General features: G+C 71.5%; 14 protein-coding genes. 7 read left to right on the top strand and 7 right to left on the bottom strand.

Going from position 1 to position 18,291, the window contains the following annotated elements; all coding sequences use genetic code 11:
- From ccrA to SSP24_RS05150, 3 genes are all read right to left on the bottom strand, one after another.
- Positions 1 to 1,338, bottom strand: coding sequence for a crotonyl-CoA carboxylase/reductase (gene ccrA / locus SSP24_RS05160; protein WP_174864604.1), 1,338 nt, complete (start codon positions 1,336 to 1,338; stop codon positions 1 to 3).
- Positions 1,339 to 1,757: 419 nt separating this feature from the next.
- A complete protein-coding gene (locus SSP24_RS05155; protein ID WP_229864768.1) occupies positions 1,758 to 2,567 on the bottom strand; it encodes a TetR family transcriptional regulator in 810 nt (269 codons plus the stop codon).
- Positions 2,568 to 2,703: 136 nt separating this feature from the next.
- Positions 2,704 to 4,509 carry a 3-hydroxyacyl-CoA dehydrogenase family protein gene (locus tag SSP24_RS05150; RefSeq protein ID WP_141307570.1) on the bottom strand — a complete coding sequence of 602 codons (1,806 nt, stop codon included), beginning with the start codon at positions 4,507 to 4,509 and terminating at the stop codon, positions 2,704 to 2,706.
- A 369-nt stretch (positions 4,510 to 4,878) separates the two neighbouring features.
- Here SSP24_RS05150 and SSP24_RS05145 point away from each other — a divergent pair, with 369 nt between their 5' ends.
- Positions 4,879 to 5,460 carry an adenylosuccinate lyase gene (locus tag SSP24_RS05145; RefSeq protein ID WP_141307569.1) on the top strand — a complete coding sequence of 194 codons (582 nt, stop codon included), beginning with the start codon at positions 4,879 to 4,881 and terminating at the stop codon, positions 5,458 to 5,460.
- A gap of 28 nt (positions 5,461 to 5,488) precedes the next feature.
- Here SSP24_RS05145 and SSP24_RS05140 read toward each other — a convergent pair whose 3' ends face one another.
- The 4 genes from SSP24_RS05140 to SSP24_RS05125 form a co-directional block, all read right to left on the bottom strand.
- The gene (locus SSP24_RS05140; protein ID WP_141307568.1) at positions 5,489 to 6,034 is read right to left on the bottom strand and encodes a GNAT family N-acetyltransferase; all 546 of its coding nucleotides are present in this window, start codon (positions 6,032 to 6,034) and stop codon (positions 5,489 to 5,491) included.
- A complete protein-coding gene (locus SSP24_RS05135; RefSeq protein WP_141307567.1) occupies positions 6,031 to 6,429 on the bottom strand; it encodes a RidA family protein in 399 nt (132 codons plus the stop codon). Before SSP24_RS05135 ends, SSP24_RS05140 begins: the two co-directional genes overlap by 4 nt.
- A gap of 56 nt (positions 6,430 to 6,485) precedes the next feature.
- Positions 6,486 to 8,042, bottom strand: a complete 1,557-nt coding sequence (locus SSP24_RS05130) for an alpha/beta hydrolase (protein WP_141307566.1) — start codon at positions 8,040 to 8,042, stop codon at positions 6,486 to 6,488.
- 135 nt (positions 8,043 to 8,177) lie between these two features.
- Positions 8,178 to 9,215 (bottom strand): Rv2578c family radical SAM protein, encoded by a 1,038-nt coding sequence (locus SSP24_RS05125; protein WP_141307565.1) that lies wholly within the window; start codon positions 9,213 to 9,215, stop codon positions 8,178 to 8,180.
- Positions 9,216 to 9,395: 180 nt separating this feature from the next.
- Between SSP24_RS05125 and SSP24_RS05120 the strand changes: the two genes are divergently transcribed.
- From SSP24_RS05120 to SSP24_RS05095, 6 genes are all read left to right on the top strand, one after another.
- Positions 9,396 to 9,839 (top strand): SRPBCC family protein, encoded by a 444-nt coding sequence (locus SSP24_RS05120; protein ID WP_141307564.1) that lies wholly within the window; start codon positions 9,396 to 9,398, stop codon positions 9,837 to 9,839.
- Positions 9,840 to 10,002: 163 nt separating this feature from the next.
- Positions 10,003 to 12,390 carry an MFS transporter gene (locus tag SSP24_RS05115; RefSeq protein WP_141307563.1) on the top strand — a complete coding sequence of 796 codons (2,388 nt, stop codon included), beginning with the start codon at positions 10,003 to 10,005 and terminating at the stop codon, positions 12,388 to 12,390.
- Positions 12,391 to 12,535: 145 nt separating this feature from the next.
- Positions 12,536 to 14,983 carry an ATP-binding SpoIIE family protein phosphatase gene (locus tag SSP24_RS05110; RefSeq protein WP_167529514.1) on the top strand — a complete coding sequence of 816 codons (2,448 nt, stop codon included), beginning with the start codon at positions 12,536 to 12,538 and terminating at the stop codon, positions 14,981 to 14,983.
- A gap of 154 nt (positions 14,984 to 15,137) precedes the next feature.
- Positions 15,138 to 15,863 carry a methyltransferase domain-containing protein gene (locus SSP24_RS05105; protein ID WP_141307562.1) on the top strand — a complete coding sequence of 242 codons (726 nt, stop codon included), beginning with the start codon at positions 15,138 to 15,140 and terminating at the stop codon, positions 15,861 to 15,863.
- Positions 15,864 to 16,160: 297 nt separating this feature from the next.
- The gene (locus tag SSP24_RS05100) at positions 16,161 to 16,994 is read left to right on the top strand and encodes a M55 family metallopeptidase (RefSeq protein ID WP_141307561.1); all 834 of its coding nucleotides are present in this window, start codon (positions 16,161 to 16,163) and stop codon (positions 16,992 to 16,994) included.
- Entirely contained in the window at positions 16,987 to 18,291 is a 1,305-nt protein-coding gene (locus SSP24_RS05095; RefSeq protein ID WP_141307560.1) for a M20/M25/M40 family metallo-hydrolase, read from the top strand. The genes SSP24_RS05100 and SSP24_RS05095 overlap by 8 nt, the downstream gene beginning before the upstream one ends.

Raw genomic sequence — 18,291 nt, 5'->3', positions numbered from 1 at the left:
TCAGATGTTCCGGAAGCGGTTGATGGCGTCGAGGTGCTGGGCGCGCATCTCGTGGTCGCGCACACCGAGACCCTCCTCGGGCGCCAGGCACAGCACACCGACCTTGCCCTGGTGGGCGTTGCGGTGGACGTCGTGGGCGGCCTGGCCGGTCTGCTCCAGCGGGTAGACCTTCGACAGGGTCGGGTGGATCTTGCCCTTGGCGATGAGGCGGTTGGCCTCCCAGGCCTCGCGGTAGTTGGCGAAGTGGGAGCCGATGATCCGCTTCAGGGACATCCACAGGTAGCGGTTGTCGTACTGGTGGTCGTATCCGGAGGTGGAGGCGCAGGTGACGATGGTGCCGCCCTTGCGGGTGACGTACACGCTGGCGCCGAACGTCTCGCGGCCCGGGTGCTCGAAGACGATGTCGACGTCCTCGCCACCGGTCAGCTCACGGATGCGCTTGCCGAACCGCTTCCACTCCTTGGGGTCCTGGGTGTGCTCGTCCTTCCAGAACTTGTAGTCCTCGGCGGTGCGGTCGATGATCAGCTCGGCGCCCATCTTCCGGCAGATATCGGCCTTCTGCTCGCTGGAGACGACACAGATGGGGGTCGCCCCGCCCGCGAGCGCGAACTGCGTGGCGTAGGAGCCGAGTCCGCCGCTCGCGCCCCAGATGAGGACGTTGTCGCCCTGCTTCATCTGGGCGCCGTTGCGGGAGACCAGCTGGCGGTACGCGGTGGAGTTGACCAGGCCCGGTGCGGCGGCCTCCTCCCACGACAGGTGGGCGGGCTTGGGCATCAGCTGGTTGGACTTCACCAGCGCGATCTCGGCGAGGCCGCCGAAGTTGGTCTCGAAGCCCCAGATGCGCTGCTCGGGGTCGAGCATGGTGTCGTTGTGGCCGTCGCTGGACTCCAGCTCGACCGACAGGCAGTGCGCGACGACCTCGTCGCCGGGCTTCCAGGAGTTGACGCCCGGGCCGGTGCGCAGGACGACGCCCGCGAGGTCGGAGCCGATGATGTGGTACGGCAGGTCGTGGCGCTTGGTGAGCTCGCTGAGCCTGCCGTAGCGCTCCAGGAACCCGAAGGTGGACAGCGGCTCGAAGATCGAGGTCCACACCGAGTTGTAGTTCACCGAGGAGGCCATGACGGCCACCAGGGCCTCGCCGGGGCCGAGTTCCGGCACCGGCACCTCGTCCAGGTGGATCGACTTGCGGGGGTCCTTGTCGCGGGTCGCGAGGCCCGCGAACATCTCCGTCTCGTCCTTGTGCACGGTGATCGCGCGGTACGACTCGGGGAGCGGCAGAGCGGCGAAGTCGGCCGGCGTGGAGTCGGGCGACTGGATCGCGTCGAGGATGTCCTTCACGGTCACGGTGTTGCCTCCGGCGGTGAGCGTCCTTGAGGGGAGGGCGCTGAGGGTTACGTCGGTGCTGCTGAGGGATGAGGGTTGCCGTCGGTTCGGCGGGTGGTGCTTGGTTCGGCAGCGCTTTGTGGCGCGGGAGGTTGCCTGTGACGCAGGCGTCCGGGCGCGCAGGCCATTGGCTTGCGGGGACAGCCGGCGTACGAAAGGTCGCTGCACGCCGGCCGCCCGGACTCCTTCAACGTATGACACCGCGTGTCAGCTGACAAGGCACTGAGTGCCAGAACTTGCTCTCAGATGAAATCTTTACGTAACAAATGAGCGATGATCGATCGAATGCCGTCTCAGAAGGCGTCGAAAAAGGGCTCTGACATGCCAAAACGGCCACCCGGGCGGGTGGCCGTTCTCACAAGGTGCGGCGGCGCTCAGCGGTCCTTGAGCGCCTCCTCGATGGTGCGCATGACCTCGTCCAGCGGGACATCCGTGCGGGCGACCGTCACCAGCACCTCGCCCCGCGTGGAGACCGACGCGGGGGCCGGCTTCGGCGCCGCGGAACGCCCTATCCCGATGCCCGCCCCGAACGTCTTGCGCACGATCGCGAAGGCGTGGTCCAGCTGCGCCTCCACGTCCCCCTGGCCGCCCGCGCGCAACCAGCGCCGCAGCACGTGGTTGTGGGCGGTGACGACGGCGGAGGCGGCGACCTCGGCGAGCAGCGGGTCGTCGTTGGCGTCGTCGTCGTGCGCGTGCTCGTCGAAGTGGCCGAGCAGATAGCGGGTGAACAGGCGCTCGTAGCGGGCCACCGAGGCGATCTCGGCCTCGCGCAGGGTGGGCACCTCACGGGTGAGCTTGTAGCGGGCGACCGAGATCTCCGGCCGGGCCGCGTACATCTTCATGACTTCCTTGATCCCGCGGCACACCGTGTCGAGCGGGTGCTCGTGTGCGGGTGCCGCGTTCAGCACCGCCTCGGCCCGGATCAGGGTGTCGTCGTGGTCGGGGAAGATCGCCTCTTCCTTGGAGCGGAAGTGGCGGAAGAAGGTGCGGCGGGCGACCCCGGCCTGGGCCGCGATCTCGTCGACGGTGGTCGCCTCGTAGCCCTTGGTCGCGAACAGCTCCATGGCCGCGGCCGCCAGTTCCCGGCGCATTTTGAGCCGTTGGGCGGCGGCGCGACTGCCCGCGGCGCTCTCCGGCGCGTCGGGTGCGGCTGATGTACGTGAGGACTTGGCGGGCTGGGGCATGCCCCGAACGTACTGCATGTGCGCAGCTCGATGCGCAGGTCGGGGGTTTCCCCCGCCCCTGACGGGCGGGGGAGAACCAGCGGGGTCGAGCAGTCCGCCCCACTCCGCACCTGCCCTGAACCAGTCGCCCGGCCGGTCAGCGCCGGGCATATTCGCGGAAGCCGCGGCCCGTCTTGCGGCCGAGGCAGCCCGCGGCCACCAGGTGCTCCAGAAGCGGCGCCGGGGCCAGGCCCGGGTCGCGGAACTCGCGGTGCAGGACCTTCTCGATGGCCAGCGAGACGTCCAGACCGACCACGTCCAGCAGCTCGAAGGGGCCCATCGGGTAGCCGCCGCCCAGCTTCATCGCGGCGTCGATGTCGTCGAGGGACGCGTAGTGGTCCTGGACCATCTTGATCGCGTTGTTCAGGTACGGGAAGAGCAGGGCGTTGACGATGAATCCCGCCCGGTCGCCGCAGTCGACGGCATGCTTCCTGATCTTGCCGCAGACCTCGCGGACCGTGGCGTGGACGTCGTCGGCGGTCAGCACCGTGCGGACGACCTCGACCAGCTTCATCGCCGGCGCCGGGTTGAAGAAGTGCATCCCGATCACGTCCTGAGGACGCGAGGTGGCGCGGGCACAGGCGACGACCGGCAGTGACGAGGTGGTCGTGGCCAGCACCGCGCCCGGCTTGCACACCTTGTCCAGCGCCGCGAACAGCTGCCGCTTGATCTCCAGGTCCTCGGCGACCGCCTCGACCGCCAGATCGACGTCGGCGAAGGCGTCGTACGAGCCCGCCGGGGTGATCCGGTCCAGCGTCTGCGCCGCCGCCTCGGCGGTCAGCCGGCCCTTGTCGACGGAGCGCGACAGCGACTTGCCGATCCGGGCCTTGGCGGCCTGCGCCTTCTCCTCGCTGCGGGCGGCGAGCACGACGTCGTACCCGGCCTTGGCGAACACCTCGGCGATGCCGGACGCCATGGTGCCGGAGCCCGCGACACCGACCGAGCGGACCGGGCGGCCGGGGACCTGAAGGTCACCGGACAGCGGGGTCTGGGCGTCCCGGACGACGGTGGCGCTGCCCGGAGCCTCGTAGGTGTAGAAGCCGCGGCCCGACTTGCGCCCCGTCAGGCCCGCCTCGCTGAGCTGCTTCAGGATCGGCGCGGGGGCGTGCAGCCGGTCGTGCGACGCGGCGTACATGGCGTCCAGGACGGTGCGCGCGGTGTCGATGCCGATCAGGTCGAGCAGGGCGAGCGGGCCCATGGGCAGACCGCAGCCGAGCCGCATCGCGGCGTCGATGTCCTCGCGGGAGGCGTACTTCGCCTCGTACATCGCGGCGGCCTGGTTGAGGTAGCCGAACAGCAGCCCGTCGGCGACGAATCCGGGCCGGTCGCCGACCGCCACGGGCTCCTTGCCCAGCTGGATCGCGAGGTCCGTGACCGCGGCGACGGCCTGCGGCGCGGTGAGCACCGAGGAGACCACCTCGACCAGCCGCATCGCGGGCGCCGGGTTGAAGAAGTGCAGGCCCAGCACGCGCTCCGGGCGGGCCGAGTCGGCGGCCAGCCGCGTGACGGACAGGGCGTTGGTGCCGGTCGCCAGGATCGTCTCCGGGCGCACGATGCCGTCCAGTTCGCGGAAGATCTGCTGCTTGAGCTCGTACGACTCCGGCGCCACCTCGATCACCAGGTCGGCGTCGGCCGCCGCCCGCAGGTCGGTGGAGGTGCGGACGCGGGCGAGTGCCTCCGCGCGCTCCTCCTCGGTGAGGCGGCCGCGCTCGACGGCGCGGGCGGTGGAGGACTCCAGGGTGGCGACGCAGCGCACCGCCTGGGCCTCGCTGATGTCGATGCCGACGACCTCGCGGCCTGCCTTGGCCAGGACTTCGGCGATGCCGGTGCCCATGGTGCCGAGGCCGACGACGGCAATGGTCTTGAGCGGGGACAGAGGGCTGTCGGACAGGGGAGTGGCCATCGCGGGACTCCTGGAATTGAGGGTGACGACTGGAAACGCGCCCGGGTGCGCCAGGGGGCGCACCGGGTGCGTGAGGAGTGCGGGTGATGCCGGGCTGCAAGCGCACACGCCCGGTGCCGTCGCGGCGGACGTGCACACGTCCGAGGAACGGTGATGACCGACCGGCCCTGTCCCGTGGCCGAGTCGTACTGCGGTACCTGGTGTACCGAACCGACTGCTCTCACAACGGCTGCGTCACCAGGCCGTCGCGAGCAGGAATGCGAGCGGGTAACTCGCTCGTCTGAGCTTAACCCGCGGGTAACGAGCGCGCCAGTCCTTTGTCTTTGTGATGTAGGTCCCTCGGGCCGAGATCGTTTGTACGCTCGCGTCATGGACGAAGAGTTGCGATCGCTCACGGAGCGCTTACGGCGGGAGTCCCGGGGTTCCGCGGAGTACGAGCGGCTGGTGGCGACCGAGGATCACGACGAACTGGCCGGAGTGCTCACCGCGCCCGGGCAGCCGCTGTGGGCCAGGGAGTTGGCCGCGTTCCGGCTGGGCCTCGCCGGTGACCGGCGGGCCTTCGAATCCCTCGTCCTCCTGCTCAACCACCGCGATCCACCGCGCTGCGCCTCCGCCGCCCACGCGCTCGCCCGGCTCGGCGACCCACGCACCGCCCGCGCGGCGGCCGCGCTCGCGACGAACGAACTGCGGGTGGCTTATGCCCTCCACCCCGTCCGTCTGCTCGTCGAGCTCCGGGCCCCGGAGTCCGTCCCCGCCCTGATCACGACACTGCAACGCCGCCTCCGCCCACACGACCCGTACCGCCGCGTGGCCCTCGCGTGCGTGGAGGGGCTGGGGGAGCTGGGGGACACCCGGGCCGGGCCGGTACTGAACGAGGCCCTCGCCCATCCGGCCCTGGCGGAGGCCGCGGTGGCGGCACTGGGGCGGATTCCTGGACAGCGGCCGGGGTGAGGGGCAGCGGCGGGGCGAGGGAGGTACGTCAGTGCTGGATGCCCTCCCCGGCGTCCCTCAACTCCCGTGCGTACCGCACCTCCGGCACCTCCACCCCCTCCACCTCGAACGGCTCCTCCGCCCCGTCCGCCGCGAAGCCCGCCCGTTCGTAGAAGCGCCGCGCGGGGGCGTTGTCCCTCAGGACCCACAGCAGCATGCGCGGGTGACCGGCGGCCCGGCAGCGGCGTATCGACTCCTTCAGCAGGGCCTGCCCGATGCCCTCGCCGTACCGCTCGGGGGCCACGTAGATCGCGTACAACTCGGCGTCGGCCGTGCGCACTTCGCCGTCCCGGTAGGGGCCGTGGCAGGCCCATCCGACGACCTCGCCGTCCCGCTCGGCGACCAGGTTCACCACGCTGCCGTCGCCCTGCCCGAAGCGGGCGCGGTGGCGTGCGGCGTCCTCCGGGACGCTCAGTGCGTCGAGGTAGGGCTGCGGCATCAGCCCCCGGTACGCGGTCCGCCAGCCGCCGACGCGGATTTCGGCCACCCGGTCGCAGTCGGCGAGGGCCAGCTCCCGGATGTGCGGCCCGGTCATGCGGCCACCACCGCGAACGCCTCGATCTCCATCAGGAACTCGGGGCGGACCAGCCCGGCGACCTGCACGGCCGAGGCGGCCGGGAGACGGTCGTCGGGTATGTGCTCGGCACGGGCCGCACGGATCGCGGGCATGTGGGCCATGTCCGTGACGAAGTAGGTGAGCTTGACGACGTCGTCGAACGTGGCGTCGGCCGCCGCCAGGCAGCGGCGCAGGTTCTCGAAGACCTGGCGGGCCTGGGCGGCCGGGTCGCCCGCGCCGACCAGCTCGCCGCGCTCGTCGAGCGGGAGCTGCCCGGCGACGGCGACGAGGCGGCCGGTGCCCATGACGACGTGCGCGTACTGCGCGGCGGCGGCGACCCCGTCGGGGGCGGGGATCCTGGTCGGCTGACTCATGCGTCCATGGTGGACCATGGGTCTGACAACGCCCCCGACGGGCCGTCACCTCACGGTCAGCCACGGAAGCCCAGCAGCCCGTGCAGCGTCGCACCCCGCGAGTCCCCGGCCACCTTCGCGGTCAGCGGCTTCGGGTCGGGCAGCGCCGCGCACACCGCGTCGGCCTCGCCGTGACCGCGCGGCACCGTGCCGTCGGTGAGGTAGGCCGCCAGGTGCTGGTCCAGGCAGGCGTTGCCGCTCAGGGTGATGCCGTGGTTGCCGCCGTTCTCCTCGACCACCAGGCTGGAGCCGCGCAGCAGCCGGTGGAGCGTCGCTCCGCCCTGGTACGGCGTGGCCGCGTCGTGCGTCGCCTGGAACAGCAGGACCGGCGGCAACTTGCCGTTGGCCACGTTCACCGGCCGCAGCGAGCTGGTCGGCCAGAACGCGCACGGCGCGTTGTACCAGGCGTTGTTCCAGGTCATGAACGGCGCCTCGGCGTGCGCCGCCCAGTTGTCCTTGCGCCACTGCCGCCAGTCACGCGGCCAGCCGGTGTCCCGGCACTGCACCGAGGTGTAGATGCTGTAGCCGTTCTCCCCGGCGGCGTCGACCGCACCGAAGTTCTCGTACGCCTCGACCAGCGGGGCGGGGTCCTTGTCGTTGACGTAGGCGGCGAACGCCTCGGCGAGGTACGGCCAGTAGCCGTTGTAGTAGCCGCCGGGCAGGAAGGTGTCCTCCAGCTCGGCCGCGCCCACCGTGCCGTCCGCGGGCCGCTTCGCCAGGGCCGCCCGCATCGCGTACCACTTGGCCTCGACCATCTCCGGGGCGCTTCCCAACCGGTACGTCGCGTCGTGCTTCGCGACCCACGCCATGAAGGCCCGGTGCCGGTCGTTGAAGGCGTGGTCCTGCGCGAGGTTGTTGTCGTACCAGACGCCGGTGGGGTCGACGACCGAGTCGAGGACCATGCGCCGCACCCGGTCCGGGTGCAGCTTGGCGTAGACCGCGCCGAGGTAGGTGCCGTACGAGTAGCCGAAGTAGTTGATCCGCGGTGCGCCGAGGGCGCGCCGGATCCAGTCGATGTCCTGCGCGGCGCTCAGTGTGTTGAGGTGCGGCAGCTCGCGCGCGTACTTCTTGCCGCAGGCCTCGGCGAAGGTCTTCGCGCGCGTGAGGTTGGCCTGCTCGACGGCCGGGGTGGACGGCAGGGAGTCGGGGCGTACGGGGTTGACGTAGCCGGGATCGCAGTTCAGTGCCGGCTTGCTCGCGCCGACGCCGCGCGGGTCGAAGCCGATGACGTCGTACTGGGCCGCCACCGCCTTGGGCAGCGTGGCGGCGACGAACCCGGCGAGAGTCAGACCGCTGCCGCCGGGGCCGCCGGGGTTGACCAGCAGCGGGCCCTGGTACTCCTTCGCGGTGTGCGGGACGCGGGACAGGGCGAGGGTGATCTTCCGCCCGTCGGGTTTCGCGTGGTCGAGCGGTACCTGCACGGACGCGCACTGGAGTGTCGGATAGTCGGCGGTGCCGCACTTCTTCCAGGTCGGCTTCGCGAGGTGCGGGGTGCTCGCCTGAGCGGGGACGGCCGTGAACGTCCCGGCCACCACGAGGGCGGCGCCGCACAGCGCGGCTGCACGTTTCTTCATGGGGTCCTCCCAGGACGGAGGGTCGCGGACCGCGAGTCCCGCGGTCCTCGCCGCATCGTCCCGGAAAGAGCCCCCTGAGGAATGCGTTCTGCCAGTTCTTGACCCGATTGGGTCGCGAGGTGCGCTCGAACGCTCTCAGATCAGCGACAGTTGGGTCTGCTCGGGCATCGCCGGTGGGGCAGGCTCCGGCTCCCGGATCCGGCGGGGCATCCCCGCGCGCGTGGGGCCGATGCCGTACTCCTGGGCCAGCTCGTGCACCTGACGGGTGATCCGGCGCTGGTACCACTTCGGGGCGTAGGCGCCGTCGGCGTACAGCCGCTCGTAGCGGCCCACCAGGTGCGGGTGCTCACGGCCGAGCCAGGCCATGAACCACTCGCGCGCCCCCGGACGTAGATGCAGCACCAGCGGGGTGACGGAGGTGGCCCCGGAGGCCGCGATCGCCCGCACGGTGTCCCGCAGTTGGGCCGGGTGGTCGCTCAGGAACGGGATCACCGGCGCCATCAGCACCCCGCAGCCGATGCCGTGCTCGCCGAGCGTCCGTACGACGTCCAGGCGCCGCTCCGGCGCGGGCGTGCCCGGCTCCACGGTGCGCCACAGCTGGGGGTCGGTGAAGCCGACCGAGACCGAGATGCCGACGTCCGTCACCTGGGCCGCCTGCGTCAGCAGCTCCAGGTCGCGCAGGATCAGCGTGCCCTTGGTCAGGATCGAGAAGGGGTTCGCATGGTCGCGCAGGGCGGCCAGGATGCCCGGCATCAGCCGGTAGCGGCCCTCGGCGCGCTGGTAACAGTCGACGTTGGTGCCCATCGCGATGTGCTCGCCCTGCCAGCGGCGCGAGCCGAGCTGGCGGCGCAGCAGGTCCGGTGCGTTGACCTTCACCACGATCTGGGAGTCGAAGCCGAGACCGGTGTCGAGGTCCAGATAGCTGTGGGTCTTGCGGGCGAAGCAGTACACGCACGCGTGCGTGCAGCCCCGATAGGGGTTCACCGTCCACTCGAAGGGCATGCGGGAGGCCCCCGGCACCCGGTTGATGATCGATCGGGCCCGCACCTCGTGGAACGTGATGCCGGCGAACTCGGGGGTGTCGAAGGTACGAGTGATCACCGCGTCCGCGCCGAACAACGCGGCGTCGGCCGGGCTGTCGCCGGATCCCAGGGTGAGGTTCTCCCAGCGCATGAGGCCTCCTCGGTAGCACTGGCCCCACAATAGAACATGTGTTCCCATGATCGTGCGAGCGTCACCTCCGATCGCGTGAACGAAACCCGATCGATCACTTCCGAGCCCCCGATTTGGCGGCCGGGGACCGGGGTGGTTGGCTTGCCCCAACCCCGAGAACTCAGGTGCTGGAGGAACTCAATGGCGCAGGTCGAGGCCACTACGGAACGGGTCGTCGCGGCGGACCCGGAGAAGGTGTTCGACACCCTCGCCGACTACAGCGGCACACGCGCGACGCTGCTGCCCGAGCACTTCAGCGAGTACGAGGTGCGCGAGGGTGGCGACGGCGAGGGCACCCTCGTCCACTGGAAGCTGCAGGCCACCAGCAAGCGCGTCCGCGACTGCCTCCTGGAGGTCACCGAGCCGACCGACGGCGAGCTGGTCGAGAAGGACCGCAACTCCTCCATGGTCACCACCTGGCGGGTCACCCCGGCCGGCGAGGGCAAGTCCCGGGTCGTGGTGACCACCACCTGGACCGGTGCCGGTGGTATCGGCGGCTTCTTCGAGAAGACCTTCGCGCCCAAGGGGCTCGGCCGGATCTACGACGCGATCCTGGCCAAGCTCGCCGCCGAGGTGGAGAAGTAGCGCACGGGGTGACCCAAGAGGCCCGTTTCGAAAGGCTGTTGGTCTCTCACCGGTTCGAGTGGACCTCCGCGCCGGGCGGCATGATGCCGTAACTCGTCGCGCTTGTTGATGGTTGTCGCTTTTACGCGGGAATTGTGCAGCAGCGCGACGAGGGGAGCGTTACGTGGGCGGGACCACTCTGGTAAAGGACGAACCGGTCGCGGCGGCGCCCCCGCGGCTCCCGGCGCCACCGCCCACCCAGACCGTCGAACTCGGCCCGCGCCGCGTGCGGTTGGTCTTCTTCGGGCTGATGCTCGCCCTGCTCCTCGCCGCCCTGGAGCAGATGATCGTCGCCACCGCGCTGCCGAAGATCGTCGGCGAACTGCACGGCCTGGACAAGATGTCCTGGGCGATCACCGCCTATCTGCTCACGGCCACCGTCGGACTGCCGATCTACGGCAAACTGGGCGACCTGCTCGGCCGCAAGAGCGTCTTCCAGTTCGCCATCGTCGTCTTCGTCGTCGGCTCCGCCCTCGCGGGCCGCGCCCAGACCATGGACCAGCTGATCGCCTTCCGCGCGGTGCAGGGCGTCGGCGCTGGCGGGCTCATGATCGGCGTCCAGGCGATCATCGCGGACATCGTGCCGCCCCGGCAGCGCGGCAAGTTCATGGGGCTGATCGGTGCCGCCTTCGGCCTCGCCTCCGTCGCCGGACCGCTGCTCGGCGGCTACTTCACCGACCACCTCACCTGGCGCTGGTGCTTCTACATCAACGTGCCCTTCGGCCTGGTCACCATGGCCGTCGTCGCCGTCGTCCTCAAACTCCCCAAACCCGAGGTCAAGCCCCGGCTCGACATCCTCGGCGCGCTGCTGCTCACCGTGGCCTCCACCTGCCTGGTGCTGCTGACCAGTTGGGGCGGCACCGAGTACGCCTGGAGTTCCCGCGTCATCCTCGGCCTGGCCGCCGCGGCCGTGGCCGCCACCGTGCTGTTCCTCGTCGCCGAGCACTTCGCCGCCGAACCCCTCATCCCGCTCAGGCTGTTCCGCGACTCCGTCTTCAACGTCACCGGCCTGGTGGGCCTGGTGGTCGGCGTCGCGCTGTTCGGCGCCGCCAGCTATCTGCCGACCTTTCTGCAGATGGTGGACGGGGCCAGTGCCACCGAGTCCGGTCTGCTGATGCTGCCGATGATGGGCGGCATCGTCGGCGCGTCGATCATCTCCGGGCAACTCATCAGCGCCACCGGCCGCTACAAGGCCCACCCGATCCTCGGCAGCGCCCTCTCCGTCGCCGGCATGTGGCTGCTCTCCCGGCTCGAAGCCGACACACCCCGGCTGCACTACAGCCTCTGGATGGCCGTCCTCGGCGCCGGGATCGGCATGGTGATGCCGGTGCTGATCCTCGCCGTGCAGAACTCCGTGCGCCCCGCCGACCTCGGCACCGCCACCAGCGCCAACAACTACTTCCGGCAGATCGGCGGCAGCGTCGGCGCCGCCGTCTTCGGCACCCTCTTCGCCGACCGGCTCACCGACGCCCTCGCCGAGCAGCTCCCCGCGCGCGCGGGTGCCGCCCTGCCCGACGCCGAGTCCATCACCCCGCAGGCCGTCCACGCACTGCCGCCGGCGCTGCGCGACGGCTACGTCCAGGCCTACGCCGACGCCATGCCGAGGATCTTCCTGTACCTCGTGCCCGTGCTCGCCGTCGGCCTGGTCCTGTCGTTCTTCCTCAAGGAGAAACCCCTGGTGACCCAGCACATCCCCGAGACGGACACCGCGCCGGTGAACGCCCCGATCCCGCAGGCCCGTTCGCCGTACGCCGCCGGAATCGCCGTCTGCGGCACGGTGCAGCACCCCGACGGGACCGTCGTCCCGCGCGCGGCGCTCACCCTCATCGACGTCGCCGGACAGCAGATCGGGCGGGGCGCCAGCGGCGACGACGGGCGCTACGCGCTGGCCACGCCCGGCTCCGGCTCCTACGTCCTGATCGCGGCCGCGGGCGGCCACCAGCCGCAGGCCGTCTCCGTGACCGTCGGCGAGCGCCCCGTCGAACTGGACGTCGTCCTGGGCGGCGCCGGACGCCTCGCCGGGAGCGTCCGCACCGCCGACGGCACGCCCGTACGGGACGCCACGGTCACCCTCACCAACGTGCACGGCGAGGTCGTCGCCAGTACCCGCAGCGGACGCGAGGGCGGCTACGTCATCACCGAACTGGTGGCCGGTGAGTACACCCTCGCCGCCAGCGCGCCCGCGTTCCGCCCCACCGCCCTCCCCGTCACCGTCCAGGCCGCCCGCGAGACCCGGCAGGACATCGAACTCGCCGGCGGAGCCGTGCTGCGCGGCACGGTCCGGGCCGGCGGCGGACGGCCCGTGGAGGACGCCCGGGTGACCCTGCTGGACGCGGCAGGCAACGTCGTCGACACCCTCACCACCGGGCCCGACGGCACGTTCCGGTTCGTCGACCTGTCCTCCGGCGAGTACACCGTCATCGCCGCCGGGTATCCGCCCGTGGCCACCGTGCTCCAAGTGGCGGGCGGGAGGCGCACCGAACGGGACCTCCTGCTGGGCCACGAGGACTGAGCCCTGCCGGGGGGCGCGCAACCGTGCGCCCGCGCGCCCGGGGGCAGCAATTCCCTCATTGCCGCACATCGCGTACGGGCAGCCCCGTACGGTGGTGACCCGGGGCACAGATCTTGCACAGTCGTGGGGAGAGAGGGCCTGGGCCATGGAGCGTGGCGCCGACCGGGAAGCACCTCACAGCCACCTGGCCGGGAGCGGTGCGCCGGCGGGACGTGTCCCGCTGGCCGTGGTCGTGGTGGACCGTGAGGGCCTGGTCTCCCACTGGAGCACCGGCGCGCGGCGGTTGTTCGGCACCGCCAAGGAGTCCGCGATAGGACGCCCGGTGAGCGACCTGCTGCCCGTCTCCGGTGCGCTGCCCGCGGACCAGGAGGACTCGCCGTACGGGCCCTACGGGACGCACGACGGTCTCGGCCCGGACCTCGGGGCCTCCATCGACGGTGGGCTGTCCTACCCGGCGGCGGGCAGCGCCCGCATCACCGTGCTCGACGGCGGCCGGGTCGACGTGCTGTGGTGGGCGTACCCGCTGGTGGGTCCCGGCGGTCAGCGGCTGCTGGTGCTCGCCGCCGACGCGGCCGCGCTGCGCCTGCACCGGACGGGCGATGACCCGGCCGTCGAGCGGATCGCGCCCGCCTTCGCCCTGCACACCGACTTCCCCGGCGCCGAAGAACTGGCCCGCAGGCTCCCCGAGATCCTTCCCAGCATGAGCGTCGAGGAGAGCGCCCGGATCGTCGGGCAGGTCCTCGAACTGGGCTACCCCATCCTGGAGTTCAGCCAGAACGACCGCGTGCCGGTCACCCCCGACTGGGGTGTGCCCCGGCGTGCCGAGCGCAAGGCACGGCGCGAGCGGCTCGTCCAGGCCAGGGCCGCCGGTGAGCCCGTACCGGAGGAACTCCAGGACGAGGGCGAGGACCTCGAGTACGCGGCCGTACGGGAGCGTCTCGAGTTCCTCAACGAGGTCAGCGGGAAGATCGGCACCTCGCTCGATCTGGCGCGGACGATCGTCGAGGTCAGCAAGGCGGTCGTACCGCGCTTCACCGATGTCGCCGGCACCTATCTGCGCGAACAGGTCGTCGCCGGTGAGGGCTTCCCGGACGGTGTGCCGGACACCACCACCATGTGGCACCGGGTGGCCGTCGAGCACACCGACGAACCCGGCCGCTGGGACGACGTCGTCCCGGTCGGCGAGGCCATGCCGTTCCCGGCGCACACGCCGTTCTTCCAGTGCATGACCACCGGCGAACCCGTCCTCGTGCCCCGGATCAGCGAGCAGATGGGCCATGCCATCGCCTCGCAGTTCGAGAAGCGGGACATCCGGCCGCTGATCACGGGCCGCAGCATGCTCGTCGTACCGCTGAAGGCGCGCAATGTGGTGCTCGGCTTCATGGTCCTGCTGCGGCATCCGGAGCGCGTCGAATTCAACGACATGGACCGCGTCACCGGCGCCGAACTCGCCGCCCGCGCAGGTCTCGTGCTCGACAACGCGCGCATGTACACCTTCCAGGAGAGCGTCGCCGAGACCCTCCAGGACAGCATGCTGCCGCACATCCCGCCGCGCATGGCGGGCTGCGACATCGCCACCCGCTATCTGCCCGGCACCCTGCTCGGGCGGGTCGGCGGCGACTGGTTCGACTCGGTGAAGCTGCCTGGCGCGCGCACCGCGTTCGTCGTCGGCGACGTCATGGGTCACGGCCTCAACTCGGCCGCCATGATGGGCCAGTTGCGTACGGCCGTACAGACCATGGGCGCGCTCGACCTGCCGCCCGCCCAGCTGCTGCGCAACCTCGACGACCTCGCCCAGCGGCTCGGCGACACCTACCTCGCGACCTGTCTGTACGCCGTGTACGACCCGATCGCGAGCGAACTGCGCATCGCCAACGCGGGCCACATTCCGCCGGTGCTGGTCCGTGCCGAGGACGGGCGCAGCGACCTGCTCGACCTGCCCACGGGTGCGCCGATCGGCGTCGGCGGGGTGCCGTTCGAGGCGGTACGCGTGCGCGTGGAGCCCGGTGACCGGCTGGTGATGTGCACCGACGGGCTGGTCGAGGTGCGCGGCGAGGACATCGGCGTCGGACTGGCCACGCTGTGCGAGTCGGCCGCTCACCCGGCCGCGTCCATGGACGACGCCTGCGACACGATCATCCGCGCCCTCAACCCCCGCGGCGGCCGCAAGGACGACGTGGCCCTGCTGATGGCCCGCCTCAACGGCATTGAGCCCGACGACGTCGCCGAATGGCGGTTCACCCGCGATGCGGCCGAGGTGGGCCGGGCCCGCGCCGTGGTCCGCGAGCAGCTGCACGAGTGGGGTCTGGTGAAGCTGGCCGACAATGCCGAGCTGATGGTCAGTGAGCTGGTCACCAACGCCGTACGGCACTCCCACCGCGGGCCGGTCGAACTGCGCCTCGTGCGTGGCGACACCCTGCTGTGCGAGGTGGACGACGACGATCACGACCTGCCGACGCTGCTCAGCGCCGGGCCCGGCGACGAGAGCGGGCGCGGACTGCGTGTGGTGAGCACCTTGGCGCGCGAGTGGGGCGCCAGCCGTACCGGGGCGGGCAAGACCGTCTGGTTCGAACTCACGCTGCCGCGCCGCTGATTCGCCCGGCCGGGGCGGCGTACGCCGGTCGAACGAGCCGTGAAGGAATGCGCGGTGTGTGCGCCGTGTTGCTTGTGACCGCGCCACGGAACGCGATAGACCGTACTGGCCCGTCACCTGTGGCGGGAACGGCGTCGGACCTGGGGAGTTGGCCATGAGCGTGACGAGTCGGTACCGGGAGGCCTGGGAGGGGTTCTGGCGCGAGGCGCCCGGCGAGCAGGGCTCCGTGTTCTGGGACGCCGAGCCCGCGCTGACCGCCGGACGGCATGTCGCCCTGTTCGAGCCGCACCTGGCCGACCCCGGGCTGCCCATGGTCGACCTGGGCTGCGGCAACGGCACCCAGACCCGTTTCCTCGCCGGTCACTTCCCGCGCGTCCTCGGCGCCGACCTGGCCGCGGCGGCGCTCGCGCACGCCGAGCAGGCGGACCCGGCGGGACAGGCGACGTACCGCGTGCTGGACGCCGCCGACAAGACCGAGACGGAGGCCCTGCACGCGCAGCTCGGCGACGCCAACGTGTACATGCGCGGCGTACTGCACCAGTGCGAGCCCGCCGACCGGCAGCCTCTGGTGGACGGGATCGCGACACTGGTCGGCGAGCGCGGCCGGGTCTTCCTCGTCGAGCTCGCGGAGGCCGCCGGGCTCGTCCTGCGCGGCCTGGCGCAGAGCCCGGACGGCCCGCCCGCCAAGCTCGCCCCGGTCTTCCGGCACGGCATCGCGCCCGGCGAGGTCGCCGACGCCGCGGTGCCCGAGTTCCTGACCGCGGCGGGCCTCACCGTGCTGGCGAGCGGCGAGCTGCCGCTGACGACCACGGAGTCCGGTCCGGACGGCACCCCGATCGAGCTGCCGTCGAAGTGGCTGGTGGCGGGCCGCACCGGGTGACGCGGGCTCCGCACGGCAGCGGGCTGGGGCGCGTGTGCCAGTACGCTGGCGTGCCGGACATGGCGGATGCCGCGACCCCGGGGTGGGCCGCGTCGAGTAGCTGACGCGGCCCGTCTCCGGCGGGGACGCGCCCGCCCACTTACGCCGCATCACGACATTGCGGGCCTGCTCGCGCCGTTACGGGGGCGGCCACGCGGGCGAGCCTGACTGGGGTCGCGGCGACCGGCACCGACGGAGCGGCCGGTGCGTGTCCCGTATCCTGGTCGGCCGTAGTATCTCCGCGTAACGTGGCGCACCATGAAGATCCTCATCAGTGCCGACATGGAGGGCGCCACCGGTGTCACCTGGCCGGCCGACGTACTGCCCGGGACACCCCAGTGGGAGCGCTGCCGGTCGATGTTCACCTCGGACGTGAACGCCGCCGCGCTCGGGTTCTACGACGGCGGCGCCGACGAGGTCCTCGTCAACGAGGCGCACTGGACCATGCGCAACCTGCTGCTGGAGGAGCTCGACGAGCGGGTGCAGATGCTCACCGGGCGGCACAAATCGCTGTCGATGGTCGAGGGCGTGCAGCACGGGGACGTGGACGGGATCGCATTCGTCGGCTACCACGCGGGCGCCGGCGCGGAGGGCGTCCTCGCGCACACCTACCTCGCCAACTCCATCACCGGCGTCTGGCTGAACGACGTACGGGCCAGCGAGGGGCTGCTCAACGCCCATGTCGTCGCCGAGTACGGGGTGCCCGTGGTGCTGGTGACCGGCGACGACATCGCCTGCGAGGACGCGCTCGGGTACGCGCCCGAGGCGCTGAAGGTCGCCGTCAAGGACCATGTGTCGCGGTACGCGGCCGTGTGCCGTACGCCGGCCAGGACCTCCGCCGACATCCGGGCCGCCGCGAAGGAGGCGGCCTCGCTGGCGGTGCGGTACGAGCCGGTCGCCGCCGGCCCGCACACCGTCGCCGTCGAGTTCGACGCCGAGCACCTGGCCATGGCGGCGACCGTGGTGCCGGGCGTCGACCGGACCGGGGAGCGGAAGGTGGCGTACACCTGCGCGACCATGTACGAGGGGATCCGCACCTTCAAGGCGGTCACCACTGTCGTCTCGGCCGCCGTGGAGGAGCAGTATGGCTGATCAGCGCGCGCTGGACGAGGTCGTTGAGTTCACTTCCGATCTCATCCGCATCGACACCACCAACCGGGGTGGCGGCGACTGCCAGGAGCGGCCCGCCGCCGAGTACGCGGCGGAGCGGCTCGCCGAGGCGGGCCTTGAGCCCACGCTCCTGGAGCGCACCAAGGGCCGCACCAACGTGGTCGCCCGTATCGAGGGCACCGACCCCGCCGCCGACGCGCTGCTCGTGCACGGGCATCTCGACGTCGTGCCCGCCGAGGCCGCCGACTGGAGCGTGCACCCGTTCTCCGGAGAGGTCCGCGACGGGGTCGTCTGGGGCCGGGGCGCGGTCGACATGAAGAACATGGACGCGATGATCCTCGCCGTCGTGCGGTCCTGGGCCCGGGAGGGCGTACGGCCCCGGCGGGACCTCGTCATCGCGTTCACCGCCGACGAGGAGGCCAGCGCCGAGGACGGCTCCGGCTTCCTCGCCGACCGGCACGCCGCGCTGTTCGAGGGCTGCACCGAAGGCATCAGCGAGTCCGGGGCGTTCACCTTCCACGACGGTGCGGGCCGCGAGATCTACCCGATCGCGGCCGGTGAGCGCGGCACGGGCTGGCTGAAGCTGACCGCGCGCGGCCGGGCCGGGCACGGCTCCAAGGTCAACCGCGAGAACGCGGTGACCCGGCTGGCCGCCGCCGTCGCGCGGATCGGCGCGCACGAGTGGCCGCTGAGGCTCACCCCGACCGTACGGGCGGCGCTCACCGAACTCGCCGCGCTGTACGGCATCGACACCGACCTCGCGGACGTCGACCGGCTGCTGGAGAAGCTCGGCCCGGCCGCCAAGCTCGTCGAGGCCACCGTCCGCAACAGCGCCAACCCGACCATGCTGGACGCCGGTTACAAGATCAACGTCATTCCGGGCGAGGCCGTGGCGTACGTCGACGGGCGCTATCTGCCGGGCGGGGAGCAGGAGTTCCGCGACACCCTCGACCTGCTCACCGGGCCGGACGTGGACTGGGAGTTCGACCATCGCGAGGTGGCGCTGCAGGCGCCGGTGGACTCGCCGACGTACGCCAGGATGCGGGCCGCCGTCGAGGCGTTCGCGCCCGAGGGGCACGTCGTGCCGTACTGCATGTCCGGCGGCACCGACGCCAAGCAGTTCTCACGGCTCGGCATCACCGGCTACGGCTTCGCGCCGCTGAAGCTGCCCGAGGGCCTCGACTACCAGGCCCTCTTCCACGGCGTCGACGAGCGCGTGCCCGTCGAGGCGCTGCACTTCGGCGTCCGCGTCCTCGACCGTTTCCTGCGGGACGCCTGA

Origin of the sequence: Streptomyces spinoverrucosus, from assembly GCF_006539505.1 — a bacterium.
GTDB lineage: Bacteria > Actinomycetota > Actinomycetes > Streptomycetales > Streptomycetaceae > Streptomyces > Streptomyces spinoverrucosus.
The sequence above is the reverse complement of the archived record's forward strand: the minus strand, read 5'-3'. Positions and strand labels throughout refer to the sequence as shown.